The sequence below is a fragment of the Vibrio marinisediminis genome (assembly GCF_014050145.1).
In the GTDB taxonomy this organism is placed as follows: domain Bacteria; phylum Pseudomonadota; class Gammaproteobacteria; order Enterobacterales; family Vibrionaceae; genus Vibrio; species Vibrio marinisediminis.
Map to the genome: position 1 here is coordinate 544,990 of NZ_JACFYF010000002.1, position 16,714 is coordinate 561,703.

The window sequence follows — 16,714 nt, forward strand, 5'->3', positions numbered from 1 at the left end:
TTATGAATCCTGTTGTAATATCTGTATGTATCATGCTGATACTTGCCCTAATGCGGGTAAATGTCGTGGTTGCACTGACATTTAGCGCTATTGTTGGTGGCTTGGTATCTGGCATGAGCTTAAATGATGCGGTCTCCGCATTTGAAAGTGGTCTTGGTGGTGGTGCAACCATCGCTTTAAGCTACGCGATGTTAGGAACCTTTGCGGTTGCGATCTCCCGCTCTGGCATTACCGATCTACTCGCCAATAACGTGATCAAACGTCTCAACGGCAAAGAGAACGACGCGGCGACCACTGGTTTAAAATATGGCATGCTGTTTGCTCTAGTGCTAGTGACAATGTCTTCGCAAAACGTTATTCCAGTCCATATCGCCTTTATTCCTATTCTAATTCCACCTCTTCTAGGCGTATTTGCGAAGTTGAAACTCGATCGTCGTATGGTTGCATGCGTACTGACTTTTGGTTTGATCACGCCTTACATGATCCTACCTATCGGATTTGGTGGCATTTTCCTCAACAATATTCTACTTAAAAACCTGCATGACAACGGCTTAGATGTGGTTGCTGGGCAAGTACCGACCGCCATGCTACTGCCTGCTGCAGGTATGGTATTTGGTTTGCTGACGGCTATTTTCTTCACTTACCGTAAGCCTAGAGAGTACGCGGAAACAAGCCATACAAAAACTAGCCAAGTCACTCCTGAAATCAATAAGAAAAATATTGTGGTCGCGGGTCTTGGTATTGTTGCAGCGCTAGCGGTTCAGTTGACGACGGGCTCAATGATCATTGGTGCACTAGCGGGCTTTATGGTCTTTACTGGCGGCGGTGTTATTGCTTGGAAAGAGACCCATGATGTGTTCACCAAAGGCGTTCACATGATGGCTATGATTGGTTTTATTATGATTTCAGCTGCTGGTTTTGCGGCAGTAATGAAGCAAACCGGTGGTGTGGAATCATTGGTACAAGCGCTCTCCACCAGCATTGGTGACAATAAACCACTTGCCGCATTATTAATGTTGGTTGTTGGTCTTCTGGTGACCATGGGTATTGGTTCTTCATTCTCAACCATTCCAATTATTGCCACTATTTATGTGCCACTTGCAGCAGCATTTGGTTTCTCACCTATGGCAACGATTGCTCTTGTGGGAACAGCGGCAGCATTGGGTGATGCTGGCTCACCAGCGTCAGACTCAACGCTTGGACCAACCTCCGGTTTGAATGCCGACGGACAGCATGAACACATTTGGGAAACGGTAGTACCTACCTTTATCCACTACAACCTACCGCTTATTGCATTCGGTTGGGTTGCAGCAATGGTTCTATAGAGACTGACTACTCGACTGTTTTCTCAGTACGACTGATACAAAAAAAGCTGACATCAATGTCAGCTTTTTTATTACCTCAAGCAATCTCGCTATTGATGTTTTTCCGCCATCGCAGCCAAGACTGGAACCATATCTTTCAGCAACTCTTGTTCCACTGGCTTACCAGTCGAGTCCGTTACGTTGATCGAAGTACGGTTACCTAGATCACCAAATAGGAAAGTATAAGTGACCGATTTAAGTGCAATTGGCTTCACTCCGACTTCCTGCCAAAATTCGTCATCCGGTTCGAAGTATTTCGCTTTAATCGTACCTTGCGATTGGTTACGCTCTTCAATTTTAAAGCCCATTGCTGGTAGAATCTTCGGTAAACGAGCCCACAATACATCGTATGGTGAACGTGCAATGATAATTGGCAAACCAGAACGGTCTGTACCCATAGAGATCGGGATCTGTTTAATCAACTCACTGGCTTTGCGTTCCGCTTCCTGGCGTATATCAAGATCGTATCGTGCGGTTAGCAAGTTTGCCATCAAAGCACTGTAACGTTCTTTATTAGTAAATGTGACTGGTAACTCTTGGCTACCTTGACGCCAATCAATCAGCGCTAACTTAATAGCGTGACGACCATTACTAGTAAAACGCGTTAATTCATAACGCGCACTGAGTGGCGTGTCTTCATCTTCTGATACCCAAGTCGTCCATTCAGTTTCAATATGAGAATCTGACTGCTCACGTGCACTTAAATCACGTTCTGCTAACAAGGTTTGAGCGGTTTTCCAGACGCGATCAGCATCTTCCTGCTTTAGTAGCCAGATAGTCACATCACCATTCGCTCGTTCAATGCGAGCGCCCGGTATGAGCTCAAGTACTTGTTGCGGCGGACGAATATCGACTTGCTTACCAACACCACCTGTAAAATCACCTTTAGGAATTACGTAGTTGTTGTAGACGCGAGGTTCTGAACCTTCAAGCGAATGCCACTCCTCTAAAGGCGCAGTGGTCAGGTAATCAAAATCATTATCCGCTTGGCGGCGCTGGTCGGCACTGCCGGAGCATGCACTTAACACAAAAACAGCTAGTGAACTAACGACTAGCTGGGGTGACAACTTCATTGAAACTCCTGATAAATAAATGCTGAAGCTTTACGCTTCAGCAATCCTTAAATTTAGTAGATGCTAGCATCTTTCATCGCTTGAGCAACAATAGGCTCTGCCGATGCTGAAAGGTCGGTAAGCGGTAAACGTAGACCACCGAACTCAATCAAACCCATCTTATGCGCTGCCCATTTCACAGGGATAGGGCTTGATTCAACAAACAGATTTTTATGCAAAGACATTAGGCGTTGGTTGATGATTTCCGCTTCTTCGTATCGACCTTCTTTTGCCAAGCGGAACATGGTCGCCATATCTTCTGCGGCAATATTATTTGTCACAGAGATAACACCTTGCCCACCTAGACGAACGAAATCGAGACCTGTCGCATCATCACCACTTAGTAAGATAAAATCTTTGCCACAAAGTTCACGATGTTTTGCAATTCTGCTGAGATCACCGGTTGCATCTTTAAGTGCAACGATGTTTTCAATTTCAGCCAAGCGACCAACCGTCTCAGGTTGTAGATCAACACCAGTACGACCTGGTACGTTGTATAGGATCTGAGGCAAATCGCACTCTGCCGCAATCGCTTTATAATGCTGGTAAAGACCTTCTTGCGTCGGTTTATTGTAGTATGGCGTCACACTCAAGCAACCCACAACACCTGAATTATTCAGTAGACGACTAAACGTCACACACTCATGAGTTGCATTCGCACCTGTGCCTGCGATAACGGGTATACGACCTTCTGCAAACTCAACTGTCTTGTGCACAACTTTGACATGCTCTTCGATGGTTAAAGTCGGACATTCACCCGTTGTCCCAACAGCAACAATTCCGTCACTGCCAGCAGCACAATGATAATCTACGAGCTTCTTCAGGCTAACGTAATCTACTTCGCCGTCTTGAGTAAATGGGGTAATTAGCGCTACGATACTTCCTGAAAACATGTCCTTCTCCGATATTTTGATACTGATTGCATGGTACTGTATGGTGATGAAAAAAGACAAGCGCTTAACGCCTCTTAACTCATCGATTTACTTGAATATTGCGTTGTAAACTCACCAAAGCAGCAGAATTAAGACATAGGTCAAATTGTACATCGACTAATCATCAATAGTCACCACAGAGCAACACCCTTTTCCCACCGAATCAATTGTTAAAAATAATCGCAGATACTCAGCAAATAAAACGCCATTTGGCGCTATCATAATCATGTTCAAGCACGTTAATTCTGAGACACAGAGTATTTCCTAAGCAAACGCGAGCGAATGTGAATAAAATGATCACAATCATGATTTTTCCGCGTAATAACTATGCTAAAGTAATTGATTAATAATCAAAACAAAGTTTGAAGTGATAGTATGACTCAACATCTGGTAATTACTGCGGTTGGTAGCGACCGCCCTGGTGTATGCAACCAAGTCGTGCGACTAGTCACGCAATCTGGTTGTAATATTGTTGATAGCCGCATAGCTCTGTTCGGTAGTGAGTTCACGCTCATTATGTTGTTATCTGGCAGCAATGGGGCCATTACCCGTGTAGAGACAACCTTGCCTCTGCTCGGACAAGAGCAAAACCTTATCACCATGATGAAGCGTACTGCAAAACACGCGCATCAAGATAACACCTACACCTTAGAAGCCTTTATCGAGTCTGATGACAAAGTCGGTCTCACCGAGAAATTCACCCAGTTTTTCGCGGCTAAAGCGATTGATCTGTCATCACTCAGTGCTCAAACCATTGATAAAGAAAAACTCGAATCTGAGCACGATCAATTTCATCTTGCTCTTACCGCCTCGGTGGATTCCGAATGTAATTTGATGCAACTGCAAGAAGAGTTTACCGCTCTTTGCCTAGAGCTCGACGTAAAAGGCTCATTGAATTTTACAAAAAACAGTCAATAAAGGAATTATCATGAATACGCTTACTGCGGGCTCCCCAGCTCCAGCATTTTCTCTATTCGACCAAGATGGCAATCAAATCAGTTTGGCTGATTTTGCAGGCAAAAAGGTACTGTTCTACTTTTACCCAAAAGCAATGACTCCGGGTTGCACTGTTCAAGCGCAAGGCTTACGTGATACTAAAGCAGAGCTGGATGCACATAATGTCGTCGTTCTCGGTGTCAGTATTGATCCGGTAAAACGCCTAGGAAAATTCATTGAGCGGGACAATCTCAACTTTACTTTGCTGTCAGATGAAGACCATGCGGTTGCCGAGCAATTTGGTGTATGGGGCGAGAAAAAATTTATGGGCCGAGTCTACGATGGACTGCACCGCATCAGCTTCTTGATTGACGAAAATGGCATGATTGAACATGTGTTTAATAAGTTCAAAACTAAAGATCACCATGAAGTCGTCTTGAATTATCTAAACGGAAAATAATCTATTTAGATAACAATATTACAGACAAAAACGCCAGCGATAATCGCTGGCGTTTTCCATTCACTTACAAGGTTAACTTATACAATAAACTTATTGAGTAGTTCATCTTGCTGACGAACACTTTGCGTTTGATGCTCCATCGCCACACTGGATTGTTGCGCTGCATCAGCCACTAACGTAGTCAGATCTTTAATGCGTACAGTATTGCTATTGATCTCTTCCGCAACCAAGCTTTGCTCTTCAGCCGCTGAAGCTATTTGCAAGTTCATGTCCGTAATGCGTTGAATGATAGTGCGAATAGCTTGTAAAGAGTCATTCGCTTGCTGCGCTTTATCAACTGCAATATCGGCCGTTGATTTACTCTCGTTCATTGCTGATGACACAGAGCTAGCGCCTGATTGCAGTTGTTCAATCATGCCACGAATTTCAGTCGTTGACTGTTGAGTGCGTTGAGCCAAAGTACGTACTTCATCGGCAACAACAGCAAAGCCGCGACCTGAGTCACCCGCACGCGCCGCTTCAATTGCTGCGTTTAGTGCAAGCAAATTGGTTTGGTCAGCAATATCATTGATTACTTTTAAAATCGTTTCGATGTTATTTGTCGCCGACTCTAACCCTGCCACTTCTTCTACAGCTTGGTCAACACGCATAGAAAGCTGGCTCATCGCTTCGGTTGTATCGCTTACAACTTTCGAACCTTCATCAGTAACGCGCTCAGCTTCTTTAACCGCTTCCGCTGCACCTTGGGCATTGTTAGCAACATCCGTTGCCGTTACCGACATTTCATGCATAGCCGTTGCTAATTGCTCTAACTCTTCTAATTGGCTAGCAACAGCCTTTGAAGCATCTTGTGCGTTAACATGAGATTGTTCCGTACCAACCAAAATGTCTGAACCGATCGCTTTGGACTGAATAATTTGCTGTTGCAGATTCTCTGTGAACGAGTTGAAGCCTCGCGCCAACTCTGCAAACTCAGTGTCAGTGTTGGTGTCTAGACGTTTGGTTAAATCACCCTGACCAGAGGCTACATCCTGAATCGCATTGTTTAAGTCATTAAGCGGACGCATTAGGAATTTAATCAATAAAGAAAGACCAAGCACACTCAGAACTAATGCAATTGCAGCGTAAATCATTGAGCTGTTGCGCATTTCAGAAATCGCGGCAAACGCAACGGATTCGTCAACAACGGCACCGATATACCAACCTTCAGACGCTACTTTGGTGAATCGAACTAAATATGGCGTACCATCTTTTTCAAACGATTGAATACCTTCTCGAATTTGTACTTCCGGTAAGTAAGTTGCCAATTGTTTGCCGTTAAAGCTGCCATCAGGGTGCGCAATAGTTGAACCGTCTGCGCTCAAGATGAACATGTAGCCAGCGTCCAGCAGATTAACTTGATTAACTAAATCTGCGAGCTCTTTCAGGTCGACATCGTAGAACATGCCAGCAACAAATTGACCATCAGCTTTGATTGGTGTTCCAATCGAAATAATCACTTTATTGGTAGTGGCATCGACATAAGGGTCAGTAACAACGAGGCTACCTTGGTTTTTCGCTTGCTTATACCAAACTCGCGTACGAGGATCATAGCTAGAGTCAGCTTCCCACACGTCATCGTTCTCAATGACAAAACCATCTTGGTCATAACCTAAACCGACGGTAATAAAACCTTGTTTAATCACCGAAGTCTCTAAAACCTGAGAAACATATTGATGATCAAAAGGAGCAAGTTCGATTAGCTCAGATGTCGATTTAGCTAAATCGCGTTTATTGTTGAGTTCAGCACTCACAATTGTGCTCACCCCTTTCTCTAACTCTTCCAAGCTAGAATTCACCAGTCCTTCCACTTCACTTTTTACTAACATAGACTGCTGAACAGAAAGCAAAATAATGCTAACCAACAGCAACGTTGAAGAAGCTAAAACTATCTTTTGGCTAAACCTCACGACATACCTCACATAAACACCAATAACTAATAGCAATTTTATCGACAGTAAATCGAAAAAGTTTAGGTTGGTTGAATAGTTAAATAATTAAAGTTGACGATTACATTTTCTAAATCAATGATTTTAAATGTAAAAAAGCCAGCAATAATAGCTGGCTTTTTTTGGGGTAATTTATCTATATGTGATCACGCTTCCGTTTCATTTTCCTGAGCTTCCGGTCCAGGTAAGGCATTCCATACCGCTTTAACCAAGGTCGCTAACGGAATAGCAAAAAAGACACCCCAGAATCCCCACAAGCCACCAAACACCAATACCGCCACGATAATTGCGACAGGGTGTAAGTTTACAGCTTCAGAAAACAGTACGGGTACCAATACGTTGCCATCGAGCGCTTGAATGATGCCATAAGCAATCAGTAGATAATAAAAATCAGGCGATAAGCCCCATTGAAATAAGCCCACAATTGCCACTGGAACCGTCACCGCAGCCGCACCGATATAGGGAATCAAAACCGAGAAGCCTACCGCAACGGCTAGTAGCACCGAATAACGCAGATCTAAAATGGCAAATGTGACGTAACTCACCCCGCCGACAATCAGAATCTCCATTACCTTGCCGCGAATATAGTTTGAGATTTGCTCATTCATCTCTTCCCATACCTTGGTTGCGAGTTTTCGGTTACGAGGTAAGACACCACTTGCCATCGCGATCATCTCTTTTTTATCTTTGAGCAAGAAAAACACAAGCAGTGGGACCAAAATGAGGTAAACCGCTAAAGTAGCAAGACTCACCAATGAAGCAAGTGACCCTTTAACCACACTTTCACCAACGCTAATTACTTGATTTTTCGCATTGGTCACTAATGACTCAACAATCTGGAAGTTAGCCAGCTCAGGGTATTTTTGCGGTAATTCAGCAATCACATTCTGCAAGCCAGTGTACATATTGGGGATATCGTTGATCAGATTACCCACTTGCTGCCATATCGTTGGAACCAAGCCAAACAAAGCAATTAACGCCAAACTAAAGAAGGTAAGAATCGCCAATATGACTGATAAGGTTCGTGGAATACCGAGCTTTGAAAGCTTTGACACTGGCCATTCAAGTAAATAAGCCAAAACAATCGCAACTAACAAAGGTGCAATGAGATCACCGAAGAAGTAAATGGTAATGAAGCCAAATAGCAAGATCGCTACTAAGCTGACAGCATGTGGATCAGAAAAACGTCGTTTATACCAACGACTCACCATTTCTAACATCTAGGGCGTTCCCTCTAGTCACGTTCAATGAGTAAAAACTGCCAAGCTCTGCACATTTAACATCAAATGCATGCTGACTAAGAAATCGGATAATATCTGACTTGGAGCTAGGATCAGCCACCAAAATAATGATTTGCTCTCCTTCCCCTAACGCCATTGTATGGCGCTTTGCTAGAAGCAAAGACAAGGGGCAACGCTGATCTCGCAAGTCTAATTCTTTCATCTTACTGACGATAGCCGAATAAACAGTATGAGACGCTCATTGTATACTTAACTGCTTATAATTGCTCGCCCTCTCGCGGCAGGGAAAAATAAAAAGCCTTCTACGAGATAAATGTGCAGATATGCTACAACTTTATTTGCTTTGAAACCCTGTCGACAATAAAGTGTCTATACATCTACTGGACGTTAACATGACAAGATCTTTAGTAGATACGTCAAGTCAAAAGGAAACTAACCTGCTAGCTATGTTTAAACAAACGCGATCGCTTATTGCCCTTTGTATTGCGACGACTCTAAGCATTCCCTCTGCGCCCTTAATGGCCAATAGTCTCAATCTGCCTGATATCGGCACTGCAGCCAGTAGCACTCTCACTATCGATCAAGAGCTACAATATGGCGATGCGTATATGCGTATGCTAAGAAATCGAGCACCCATAATTACTGACCCTGTGTTGAGTGAGTATGTTGACACTCTTGGGCATCAGTTGGTTGCCAACGCCGATGATGTCAAAACGCCGTTTACCTTTTTCATGATTCGTGACCGTAACATTAATGCATTCGCATTTTTTGGTGGTTATGTTGCGATTCATTCAGGCTTATTTTTGCATGCACAATCAGAGAGCGAACTCGCGTCTGTATTGGCCCACGAAATTGCTCACGTAACACAACGCCACCTTGCTCGAAGTATGGAAGAACAAGCTCGTCGTTCTCCAGTAACAATGGCGGCATTGGCAGGCTCATTACTATTGGCCATTGCCGCACCCGAAGCGGGGATGGCAGCTATCACAGCAACCACAGCTGGTAATATTCAAGGGCAGATAAACTACACCCGCAGTAATGAAAAAGAAGCGGATCGCTTCGGAATCGCGACATTGTCCAAAGCGGGGTTCGATGTAAGTGCAATGCCACGCTTCTTTGGTCGCTTAGCTGATGAATACCGCTACGCAACGAACTTACCACCTATGTTACTGACTCACCCATTGCCACAAGATCGTATTACCGATACCCGAGCCAGAGCACAGAATTACCCGACGAAACAAGTTTCTGCCTCGTTAGACTATCATCTCGCACGTTCAAGAATTGTTGCTCGCTATGCGGGCATTAAATCAGATGCCGCGATTGATTGGTTTTCTCGACAAGAAGCAAAAGCGAGTAATGATATCAAGCCTGCTCTGCAATACGGTCGTGCTCTAGTCTATCTAGACAATCAGCAGCTGGATAAAGCAGCGCCTATTCTTGAGCAACTGCATAAACAAGATCGCAATAATCGCTTTTATATTGATTCACTGTCCGATCTCTATCTGGCGCAAAACAAACCCGAGCAGTCTATCACTATGCTAGAGCAAGCATTGAAGTCTGAGCCCAACAACCCTGTTTTAATGATCAACTATGCCAATAGCTTGTTAAAACAAGAAAAATACGCTCAATCCATTCGTGTATTACAACGTTACACTCATGACAATGGCAACGATGTGAACGGTTGGCATTTACTCTCGGAAGCGAATATTAAGCTAGGTAATAGCCAAGAAGATCTCGCGGCTCGTGCTGAAATTCTGGCACTCAAGGCGGGTTGGAATAAAGCCATACAATATTACTCTCAAGCCAGCCAAATGGCAGAGTTAGGTAGTTTAGAACAAGCCAGATACGACGCACGTATTGACCAATTGATGGTACAACGTGACCGTTTCATGGCATTACAATAAAAATAAATAGGAGACTTTTACATGTCAGTCGTGATTTATCACAACCCTCGCTGCTCAAAAAGCCGACAAACTCTTGCTTTACTCGAAGAGAATAACGTTCAACCTGAAGTGGTGAAGTACCTTGAAACGCCGCTTACAGTTGAAGAGCTCAAAACGCTCTACTCTCAACTGGCACTGAGTGAAGTGCGTGAGATGATGCGTACCAAAGAAGACATCTATAAAGAGCTCAACCTTGCACAAGCATCAGATGACGCTCTTTTTGTTGCAATGACCGAACACCCAAAACTGATTGAACGCCCTATTGTTGTTGCCAATGGCAAAGCAAAACATGGACGTCCACCTGAGCAAGTTCTTGAGATCCTATGAGCTGCAAGCTAATCGTCCTCTACTATAGCCGTCATGGAGCAACGAGAGCGTTAGCCCGTCAAATAGCACGAGGGATAGAGTCTGTCCCTCAATGCGAAGCGCTACTGCGTACGGTTGAAGATTTTTCGCCAAGCGATGCTAAATTGCACGACCCTATAATAACGCTGGAAGAACTGAAGAGTTGTAATGGCTTAGCGATGGGGAGCCCTGTGTGGTTTGGCAATATGGCCGCGCCACTCAAACACTTGTGGGACCAAACCAGCCCGCTCTGGCTTGCCGGTGATTTGATTGACAAGCCAGCTTGTGTATTTACTTCCTCTTCAAGCATGCATGGCGGACAAGAGACCACCTTGCAATCAATGCAACTTCCTCTATTCCACCACGGAATGTTGGTCATGGGCATTCCCTATTCAATCCCAGAACTACACACAACAAAAGCCGGTGGCACACCCTATGGTGCTAGCCATGTAGCTGATTCCGCTCTGCAGGGGCTTTCCCAAGACGAAAGTGAATTAGCAAAACAACTTGGAAAGCGTCTTGCGACAACCGCATTAAAACTAGTCAAGGAGTGATTATGTCCGACACCCAGCCAGATAGTTTACTCAAAGGTATGAAGCCAATGACCAAAGCATTTCGCTTATTGGCACTGTGCGCTAATTTGGCGTTATTGACTTGGGTTGCGATATGGCAGATCTTTTTATCACCTCATCCTCATATCAGCAGCACCACCTTAGCCATTGCTTGGTGTATCCCTTTACTGCTACCGCTACCCGGCATCTTAGCTGGCAAACCATACACTCATGCTTGGGCAAACTTTGTATTAATGCTCTATTTCCTACACGCGTTAACTCTATTGTACGTCGATGGTGGAGAGCGCTGGCTTGCAATGGTGGAACTACTGCTAACCAGTGGTGCGTTTGTTGGCAATATTCTTTATGCTCGCGCTCGCGGCAAAGAGTTAGGGCTAAAACTCACCCGCCTGTCAGAAGTTGAGAAGAAAGAAAGAGCGAAGTTTGACAAATAAATCCTAGATTGAGCGGTAAAAATGAAAAAGGTCTAGCATTGCTAGACCTTTTCGTTATCTGTGAGCGCACTAAGCATCAATATCGGTTTCTAGAACATCCGTTTCTGCTGGTGCTTCTTTCACTGGTTCAGTCGGTGTTGGTGCGGCGTATTTACCACCTTGCCATTCGAACATCAGCATAGGTTCTGGCGCAACAACAGCCGGAGCCTGTTCGATGATTTGCGGCAGTGTTTGCTCAGCGGTCAAATCACTCACGTCACCAGCTTGCGCTAATGGCTCAGGCTGAGCAGGGACAATTGTTGGTTGTACTTCGACTACAATGGGGGTTGCTTCACGCATACGAGTAACTTGTTGTTCAAACTCAGAAGGCGTTGCCAACAGATGCACCAAAAACGTGACTTGATTACCTTGGATTTTCAAGATATCCAGCGATGCAACAGAATTTAATTGCTGTAGCTTGCGCTCCAATACAAAAAAGTCGACCGCGTTATCCAAAGAAGTAAAACGAACCTTCACCGATTCCGATGATTCACTCGCGACCACAACACTGCTTTGCTTCGCATAGTAATCACTGATTTGGTTAATCATCTTATCCGCTGCATCTGCACCATTATTGCTACCAGAAAGTGGCGCTTGGCGTGTGATACCTATGGTTTTTGGTGCTTGATCGTAGAGCGTCCAACGCACGTTGTTATTGCTTGCACGAACAACCAACACCGCATCGGCTGGATAACGTTGGCTAGCTTGACCAACAGGTAAGGCAAAACCACCCCAAAGATCAGAGATGTTGATTCCCGTCACGTCATCAAAATCGCCGACAGGAATAGTAAGAGGTAGACCTCGTTCTGTTGCCTGAACCTTCATTTGCTTCAACGCAGCCGAGTTGGTGTGCTCCCAAGCAATTGCACGTTGTGACTGTGTTTCTTCCACCAGCCACACCAGAATATTGGCACGCTGTGCCGGCCACGTTGGCAATTGAGCTTGGCTCAATAGCCCATTTATCTGTGGGGCATTAAATTTCATCTTCAGGGTTTGCTGATCGTCTAGCTGTCCATAGCTGATTTGAGCAATGTATTGAGCACTCTGCTTGAGCGCTTTTTGTACCACTGGGTTACTTACCGAGTCTTGCATACCGGATGCACGAACAATCACTTGTTCCATGCCTTCAATACGCGCCTGCGCATCTGGTTTATCTACGCTCTGATCTAACACAACCTGAGTTTGGTAAAGATCGACATTAGTTAGAGCTAAGGCAGGGAAGCCAATCAGACCCAATGCGAATAAAACAATAGAACGCATATTTTTCCTAGAATCAGTTACAGCAATTTAATCGCAGATGATAAGCAACTTATCAAATCTGAGCAACAAAAGCGCAGTCGAACTGACCAACTTTTGACCTCAATTGCGAGATCAAGCGATCTCAAACTTTTCCCATGACGTCGACAATTATTCCAAACAAGTTTGAGGCCACTAACTGATTATTGATAATTTTGATATAGACCTCGACCACAATTATTTAAACAATTGTTCTAATTCGGATTGAAATCGTTTGCAGTGGTGATAAAATCCCGCGAATTTTTATTTTGAGCCATCATTTCTCCGGGTCTGGCTGATAAACCAGCTAGATACTGCGAAATTGGATTATTTGTCACCACAAAGGAATAAAACAATGAAAAATGCCATTCAAGGCGCGCAAATGCTATTCGTCGCATTTGGTGCTCTGGTACTGGTTCCGCTTCTGACGGGATTAGATCCTAGTGTTGCACTATTTGGTGCCGGTATCGGTACTCTAATCTTCCAAATTATCACCCGTCGTTCTGTTCCTATCTTCCTCGCTTCTTCTTTTGCCTTCATTGCTCCAATTCTTTACGGTGTTCAAACTTGGGGAATCCCTGCCACTATGGGCGGCTTAATGGTAGCTGGTTTAGTTTATGTGGCTCTTGGTGGTTTGATTAAACTGCGTGGTGTTGGAATCGTACACAAACTATTACCTCCAGTCGTTGTTGGTCCGGTTATTATGGTGATCGGTCTTGGTCTTGCACCAACGGCTGTCAGCATGGCGCTAGGTAAAGCAAACGGTGTACAAGTGATTGATGCCAACGCAGCCCTAGTGATCTCTTCTGCGTCACTCATTACGACTGTCTTTATCAGCGTGTTTACCCGTGGTTTCTTAAAACTGATGCCAATTCTAGGCGGTATTATTGTTGGTTACTCGCTAAGCCTATTCTATGGCATTGTTGATTTTACACCGGTACATCAAGCTGCATGGTTTGCACTACCAGCATTCGTCATGCCGGAATTCAACATCAACGCTATTCTATTTATGATTCCTGTTGCCATTGCGCCTGCAGTTGAGCACGTAGGTGACATGTTAGCGATTTCAAATGTAACGGGTAAAGACTACCTGAAGAAACCGGGTCTACACCGTACCATTGCAGGTGACGGACTGGCGACTATCGCGGCATCAATGGTTGGTGCACCGCCTAACACAACATACTCTGAAGTGACTGGCGCTGTGATGCTAACTAAAGCATACAACCCAGTGATCATGACTTGGACAGCAATTACCGCTATCGTACTTGCGCTCGTTGGTAAGCTTGGCGCTCTGTTACAAACTATCCCAATGCCAGTGATGGGCGGCATTATGATTCTACTGTTCGGTTCAATCGCAACCGTTGGTTTGAATACGCTAATCAAAAACAATGTTGATCTGCATAAGTCACGCAACTTAGTGATTGTGGCGATCACTCTGGTATTCGGTATCGGCGGCATGGCGTTTGGTATTGGCGACTTCAACCTACAAGGCATCAGCTTATGTGGTATTGTGGCGATCGTTCTAAACCTAATCTTGCCTAAAGATTTGGGTGAAAACCACGTGGTTGATAATGCACAAATCCGTGACTAATTAACCCGTCTCTGGACAAAGCACAAAAATGACAAAGGGTTGGCGATGCCAACCCTTTTTTAATGGACATTGTCTGCTGATTTAATCAAGACAGAGTTCAACAAACTCCCCTCTTGTCAGCATCGCAAGGTCTTGCGGAGCTAATTCAATTTCAAGACCACGACGACCAGCACTGACCATCATGGTTGCCAGATTTTGTGCGCTGCAGTGAATAAACGTTGGCAGTGCCTTCTTTTGTCCTAGCGGGCTAATGCCACCTACCACATAACCTGTGGTTTTCTGCGCAATATCAGGGTTGGCCATTTCAGCCTTTTTGGCATTTGCAGCCTTAGCGGCGAGCTTAAGGTTAAGCTTATGCTCCACTGGCAGAACAGCCACTGCGAGGTTCTTCGGCTCACCATTGAGGCAAAACAGCAACGTCTTAAACACTTGTTGAGGGTCATGCCCCAACGCTTCTGCCGCTTCTAATCCATAGCTCTCTGCACGAGGATCGTGGTGGTATTGATGAATGGTATGAACCACTTTTTTCTTTTTCGCGGTATTGATTGCGGGTGTCATAAAATTTCCTATCACCAATCAGGATAAACCACTGCAACTTTTTAAGACTTAGCGCAATAACTTATAGTGATGAGTGTCTAAAAACAAAAAACGGCGCCAATTGGCGCCGCTTTAGTTAATGCGATCTGTTAAAAACAGTCAATAGTCAGTGTTTGTAAACGAACTATTTGTAAACAATCTCGCCTTTAGGCGCGAATTTATTTACGTCTACAGGGCTATTCGCTTCTAAGAATTCTTTTAGAACTTCAGCATCAACAAAACCTGTATTTACGTAACCAGGGTGATCAGACACTTTCGGGTAACCGTCACCACCTGCTGCGTTATAGCTTGGCACTGTAAAGCGGTAAGTTTTTTCAAGATCAATCGCTTTGCCGTCCAGTTTCACGTCAGACACTTTACCGTCAGCGACAGTCATTGAAACACCATAGAACTGTACGTACGCACCTGAATCAACTGGTTTAGTACCAACAACATTCAAGTAATCCAGTACTTCCTTACCTGACATATCAATGTAAGTCACAATGTTGCCGAATGGCTGAACAGTCAGTACATCTTTGTAAGTCACATCACCCGCTTCGATCGAGTCACGTACGCCACCAGAGTTCATTACCGCAAAGTCTGCCTTTGCACGTTCCATATGAGAAGCGGCAATTAGACGACCTAGGTTAGTTTGCTCAAAGCGAACCACATTACGATCGCCTTCTAGCTTGCCATTTGTTTCAGCAATTTTAACGTTTAGCTTGTCTTGACCTTGCTCTTGGTATGGACGTAGGAACTCAAGTAGCTCTGCATCTTGTGCGATTTCATCTTCAATGAAAACACGCTTTTTCTCACCGTTAACTTTGATTTTCTTCTTCAAGTTAACTGGGATTAGATCGTAGCTCACCATCTCTAGTTCGCCGTTGCGGAATTCATAATCTGCACGACCAACATATTTACCCCATTCGTGCGCTTGCACGATGTAAGTACCATTTTGCATGTCTGGCTTACACTCATCAGATGGTTGGAAGTTTTTCTTCACCACGTTTGGTGCTTCCATACATACTGGTTCTTGCGAGTGACCACCAACGATCATGTCTAGCGAGCCTTCATCTAGGTAACGCGCCAATGCTACATCACCCGGTGCATTAATACCGCGATCTCCATTCTCGTAGTGACCCATGTGGGTTACTGCGAAAATTAGGTCTGGTTTCTCAGTTTCTTTAAGCTCAGCAATCAGTTTTTTCGCTTCCGCTTTAGGATCACGGAACTCAATACCACCGATGTATTCTGGGTTACCAATTTTCTGCGTATCTTCAGTCGTTAAACCAATAACCGCAATCTTGATGCCTTGCTTGTTAAACATCTGATAAGCTTGGAACATACGTTCGCCAGTCTTTTTATCGTAGATGTTTGCTGAAAGCATTGGGAAGTTTGCCCACTCTTCCTGCTTGAAAAGTACTTCTAACGGGTTATCAAACTCATGGTTACCAAGTGCCATTGCATCGTAACCAATTTTGTTCATACCTTTAAAATCAGGCTCTGCATCTTGCAGGTCAGACTCTGGAACACCTGTATTGATATCGCCACCAGACAGTAGCAATACACTACCACCATCAGCTTTAATATCTGCGCGTAGCTCGTCAATCAACGTTTTACGAGCGGCCATGCCGTACTCGCCATATTTGTTCTCCCAAAAACGACCGTGGTTGTCATTGGTGTGTAGAACAGTCAATTTATACGTTTTGTCTGCTTCCCACTCTTGTTGAGGAGCTGTTGCACAGCCAGCTAGCGTTGCAAGAATCGCTGCACTTAGTGCTGTTTTTACAATCAGGCGTTGCGTCATAGTCATACCTTTGAACTAATTGGGATCCACTGCCATTTGCTACCTTTTTGGCTTAGTGTAGCGAGCATATTCATCTACACGGATATAATTTGGGGTAGC

16 protein-coding genes are annotated in these 16,714 nt (G+C 44.4%); 8 read left to right on the forward strand and 8 right to left on the reverse strand.

Going from position 1 to position 16,714, the window contains the following annotated elements; translation table 11 throughout:
* Positions 1-2 precede the first annotated feature (2 nt).
* The gene (locus H2O73_RS06640) at positions 3-1,325 is read left to right on the forward strand and encodes a Na+/H+ antiporter family protein (protein ID WP_182107806.1); all 1,323 of its coding nucleotides are present in this window, start codon (positions 3-5) and stop codon (positions 1,323-1,325) included.
* An 89-nt stretch (positions 1,326-1,414) separates the two neighbouring features.
* Here H2O73_RS06640 and bamC read toward each other — a convergent pair whose 3' ends face one another.
* Entirely contained in the window at positions 1,415-2,437 is a 1,023-nt protein-coding gene (gene bamC, locus H2O73_RS06645; protein WP_182107808.1) for an outer membrane protein assembly factor BamC, read from the reverse strand.
* Between the two features lie 53 nt (positions 2,438-2,490).
* The gene (gene dapA, locus H2O73_RS06650) at positions 2,491-3,369 is read right to left on the reverse strand and encodes a 4-hydroxy-tetrahydrodipicolinate synthase (protein WP_182107810.1); all 879 of its coding nucleotides are present in this window, start codon (positions 3,367-3,369) and stop codon (positions 2,491-2,493) included.
* A gap of 414 nt (positions 3,370-3,783) precedes the next feature.
* On the opposite strand from dapA, the gene H2O73_RS06655 reads away from it, so the two are divergent.
* Positions 3,784-4,326 (forward strand): glycine cleavage system transcriptional repressor, encoded by a 543-nt coding sequence (locus H2O73_RS06655; RefSeq protein ID WP_182107812.1) that lies wholly within the window; start codon positions 3,784-3,786, stop codon positions 4,324-4,326.
* A 10-nt stretch (positions 4,327-4,336) separates the two neighbouring features.
* Positions 4,337-4,804: a thioredoxin-dependent thiol peroxidase gene (bcp, locus tag H2O73_RS06660; protein ID WP_182107814.1), complete on the forward strand. Its 468-nt coding sequence runs from the start codon at positions 4,337-4,339 to the stop codon at positions 4,802-4,804.
* A gap of 77 nt (positions 4,805-4,881) precedes the next feature.
* Here the strand turns inward: bcp and H2O73_RS06665 are convergent, their stop codons facing one another.
* The 3 genes from H2O73_RS06665 to H2O73_RS06675 all read right to left on the reverse strand — a co-directional run bounded on the left by H2O73_RS06665 (position 4,882) and on the right by H2O73_RS06675 (position 8,235).
* Complete coding sequence (locus tag H2O73_RS06665; RefSeq protein ID WP_182107816.1) at positions 4,882-6,753, reverse strand: methyl-accepting chemotaxis protein; 1,872 nt, start codon at positions 6,751-6,753, stop codon at positions 4,882-4,884.
* A 185-nt stretch (positions 6,754-6,938) separates the two neighbouring features.
* A complete protein-coding gene (locus H2O73_RS06670) occupies positions 6,939-8,012 on the reverse strand; it encodes an AI-2E family transporter (protein WP_182107818.1) in 1,074 nt (357 codons plus the stop codon).
* Positions 7,984-8,235, reverse strand: coding sequence for a sulfurtransferase TusA family protein (locus tag H2O73_RS06675; RefSeq protein WP_182107820.1), 252 nt, complete (start codon positions 8,233-8,235; stop codon positions 7,984-7,986). Before H2O73_RS06675 ends, H2O73_RS06670 begins: the two co-directional genes overlap by 29 nt.
* Before the next feature lie 244 nt (positions 8,236-8,479).
* Here H2O73_RS06675 and bepA point away from each other — a divergent pair, with 244 nt between their 5' ends.
* From bepA to H2O73_RS06695, 4 genes are read left to right on the forward strand one after another with little or no spacing between them, the layout of a single operon-like run.
* Positions 8,480-9,937: a beta-barrel assembly-enhancing protease gene (gene bepA / locus H2O73_RS06680; RefSeq protein ID WP_182107895.1), complete on the forward strand. Its 1,458-nt coding sequence runs from the start codon at positions 8,480-8,482 to the stop codon at positions 9,935-9,937.
* Between the two features lie 21 nt (positions 9,938-9,958).
* On the forward strand, positions 9,959-10,303 hold the full coding sequence (gene arsC / locus H2O73_RS06685) for an arsenate reductase (glutaredoxin) (RefSeq protein ID WP_182107822.1): 345 nt from the start codon (positions 9,959-9,961) through the stop codon (positions 10,301-10,303).
* Complete coding sequence (gene wrbA / locus H2O73_RS06690; RefSeq protein ID WP_182107824.1) at positions 10,300-10,875, forward strand: NAD(P)H:quinone oxidoreductase; 576 nt, start codon at positions 10,300-10,302, stop codon at positions 10,873-10,875. Before arsC ends, wrbA begins: the two co-directional genes overlap by 4 nt.
* Positions 10,876-10,877: 2 nt before the next feature.
* Positions 10,878-11,327, forward strand: a complete 450-nt coding sequence (locus H2O73_RS06695) for a DUF2069 domain-containing protein (protein ID WP_182107826.1) — start codon at positions 10,878-10,880, stop codon at positions 11,325-11,327.
* A gap of 69 nt (positions 11,328-11,396) precedes the next feature.
* On the opposite strand, the gene H2O73_RS06700 is transcribed toward H2O73_RS06695, so the two are convergent.
* Positions 11,397-12,626 carry a DUF2066 domain-containing protein gene (locus tag H2O73_RS06700; protein ID WP_182107828.1) on the reverse strand — a complete coding sequence of 410 codons (1,230 nt, stop codon included), beginning with the start codon at positions 12,624-12,626 and terminating at the stop codon, positions 11,397-11,399.
* Positions 12,627-12,996: 370 nt separating this feature from the next.
* Here H2O73_RS06700 and H2O73_RS06705 point away from each other — a divergent pair, with 370 nt between their 5' ends.
* Positions 12,997-14,232: a uracil-xanthine permease family protein gene (locus H2O73_RS06705; protein WP_182107830.1), complete on the forward strand. Its 1,236-nt coding sequence runs from the start codon at positions 12,997-12,999 to the stop codon at positions 14,230-14,232.
* Positions 14,233-14,313: 81 nt separating this feature from the next.
* Here the strand turns inward: H2O73_RS06705 and ybaK are convergent, their stop codons facing one another.
* Positions 14,314-14,790 (reverse strand): Cys-tRNA(Pro) deacylase, encoded by a 477-nt coding sequence (ybaK, locus tag H2O73_RS06710; RefSeq protein ID WP_182107832.1) that lies wholly within the window; start codon positions 14,788-14,790, stop codon positions 14,314-14,316.
* 163 nt (positions 14,791-14,953) lie between these two features.
* Entirely contained in the window at positions 14,954-16,615 is a 1,662-nt protein-coding gene (ushA, locus tag H2O73_RS06715; RefSeq protein WP_182107833.1) for a bifunctional UDP-sugar hydrolase/5'-nucleotidase UshA, read from the reverse strand.
* Positions 16,616-16,714 lie beyond the last annotated feature (99 nt).

Coding starts and splice junctions, on each gene's coding strand:
- H2O73_RS06640 (WP_182107806.1), top strand. CDS start 3: ATGAATCCTGTTGTAATATCTGTATGTATCATGCTGATACTTGCCCTA.
- bamC (WP_182107808.1), bottom strand. CDS start 2,437: ATGAAGTTGTCACCCCAGCTAGTCGTTAGTTCACTAGCTGTTTTTGTG.
- dapA (WP_182107810.1), bottom strand. CDS start 3,369: ATGTTTTCAGGAAGTATCGTAGCGCTAATTACCCCATTTACTCAAGAC.
- H2O73_RS06655 (WP_182107812.1), top strand. CDS start 3,784: ATGACTCAACATCTGGTAATTACTGCGGTTGGTAGCGACCGCCCTGGT.
- bcp (WP_182107814.1), top strand. CDS start 4,337: ATGAATACGCTTACTGCGGGCTCCCCAGCTCCAGCATTTTCTCTATTC.
- H2O73_RS06670 (WP_182107818.1), bottom strand. CDS start 8,012: ATGTTAGAAATGGTGAGTCGTTGGTATAAACGACGTTTTTCTGATCCA.
- H2O73_RS06675 (WP_182107820.1), bottom strand. CDS start 8,235: ATGAAAGAATTAGACTTGCGAGATCAGCGTTGCCCCTTGTCTTTGCTT.
- bepA (WP_182107895.1), top strand. CDS start 8,480: ATGTTTAAACAAACGCGATCGCTTATTGCCCTTTGTATTGCGACGACT.
- arsC (WP_182107822.1), top strand. CDS start 9,959: ATGTCAGTCGTGATTTATCACAACCCTCGCTGCTCAAAAAGCCGACAA.
- wrbA (WP_182107824.1), top strand. CDS start 10,300: ATGAGCTGCAAGCTAATCGTCCTCTACTATAGCCGTCATGGAGCAACG.
- H2O73_RS06695 (WP_182107826.1), top strand. CDS start 10,878: ATGTCCGACACCCAGCCAGATAGTTTACTCAAAGGTATGAAGCCAATG.
- H2O73_RS06700 (WP_182107828.1), bottom strand. CDS start 12,626: ATGCGTTCTATTGTTTTATTCGCATTGGGTCTGATTGGCTTCCCTGCC.
- H2O73_RS06705 (WP_182107830.1), top strand. CDS start 12,997: ATGAAAAATGCCATTCAAGGCGCGCAAATGCTATTCGTCGCATTTGGT.
- ybaK (WP_182107832.1), bottom strand. CDS start 14,790: ATGACACCCGCAATCAATACCGCGAAAAAGAAAAAAGTGGTTCATACC.
- ushA (WP_182107833.1), bottom strand. CDS start 16,615: ATGACGCAACGCCTGATTGTAAAAACAGCACTAAGTGCAGCGATTCTT.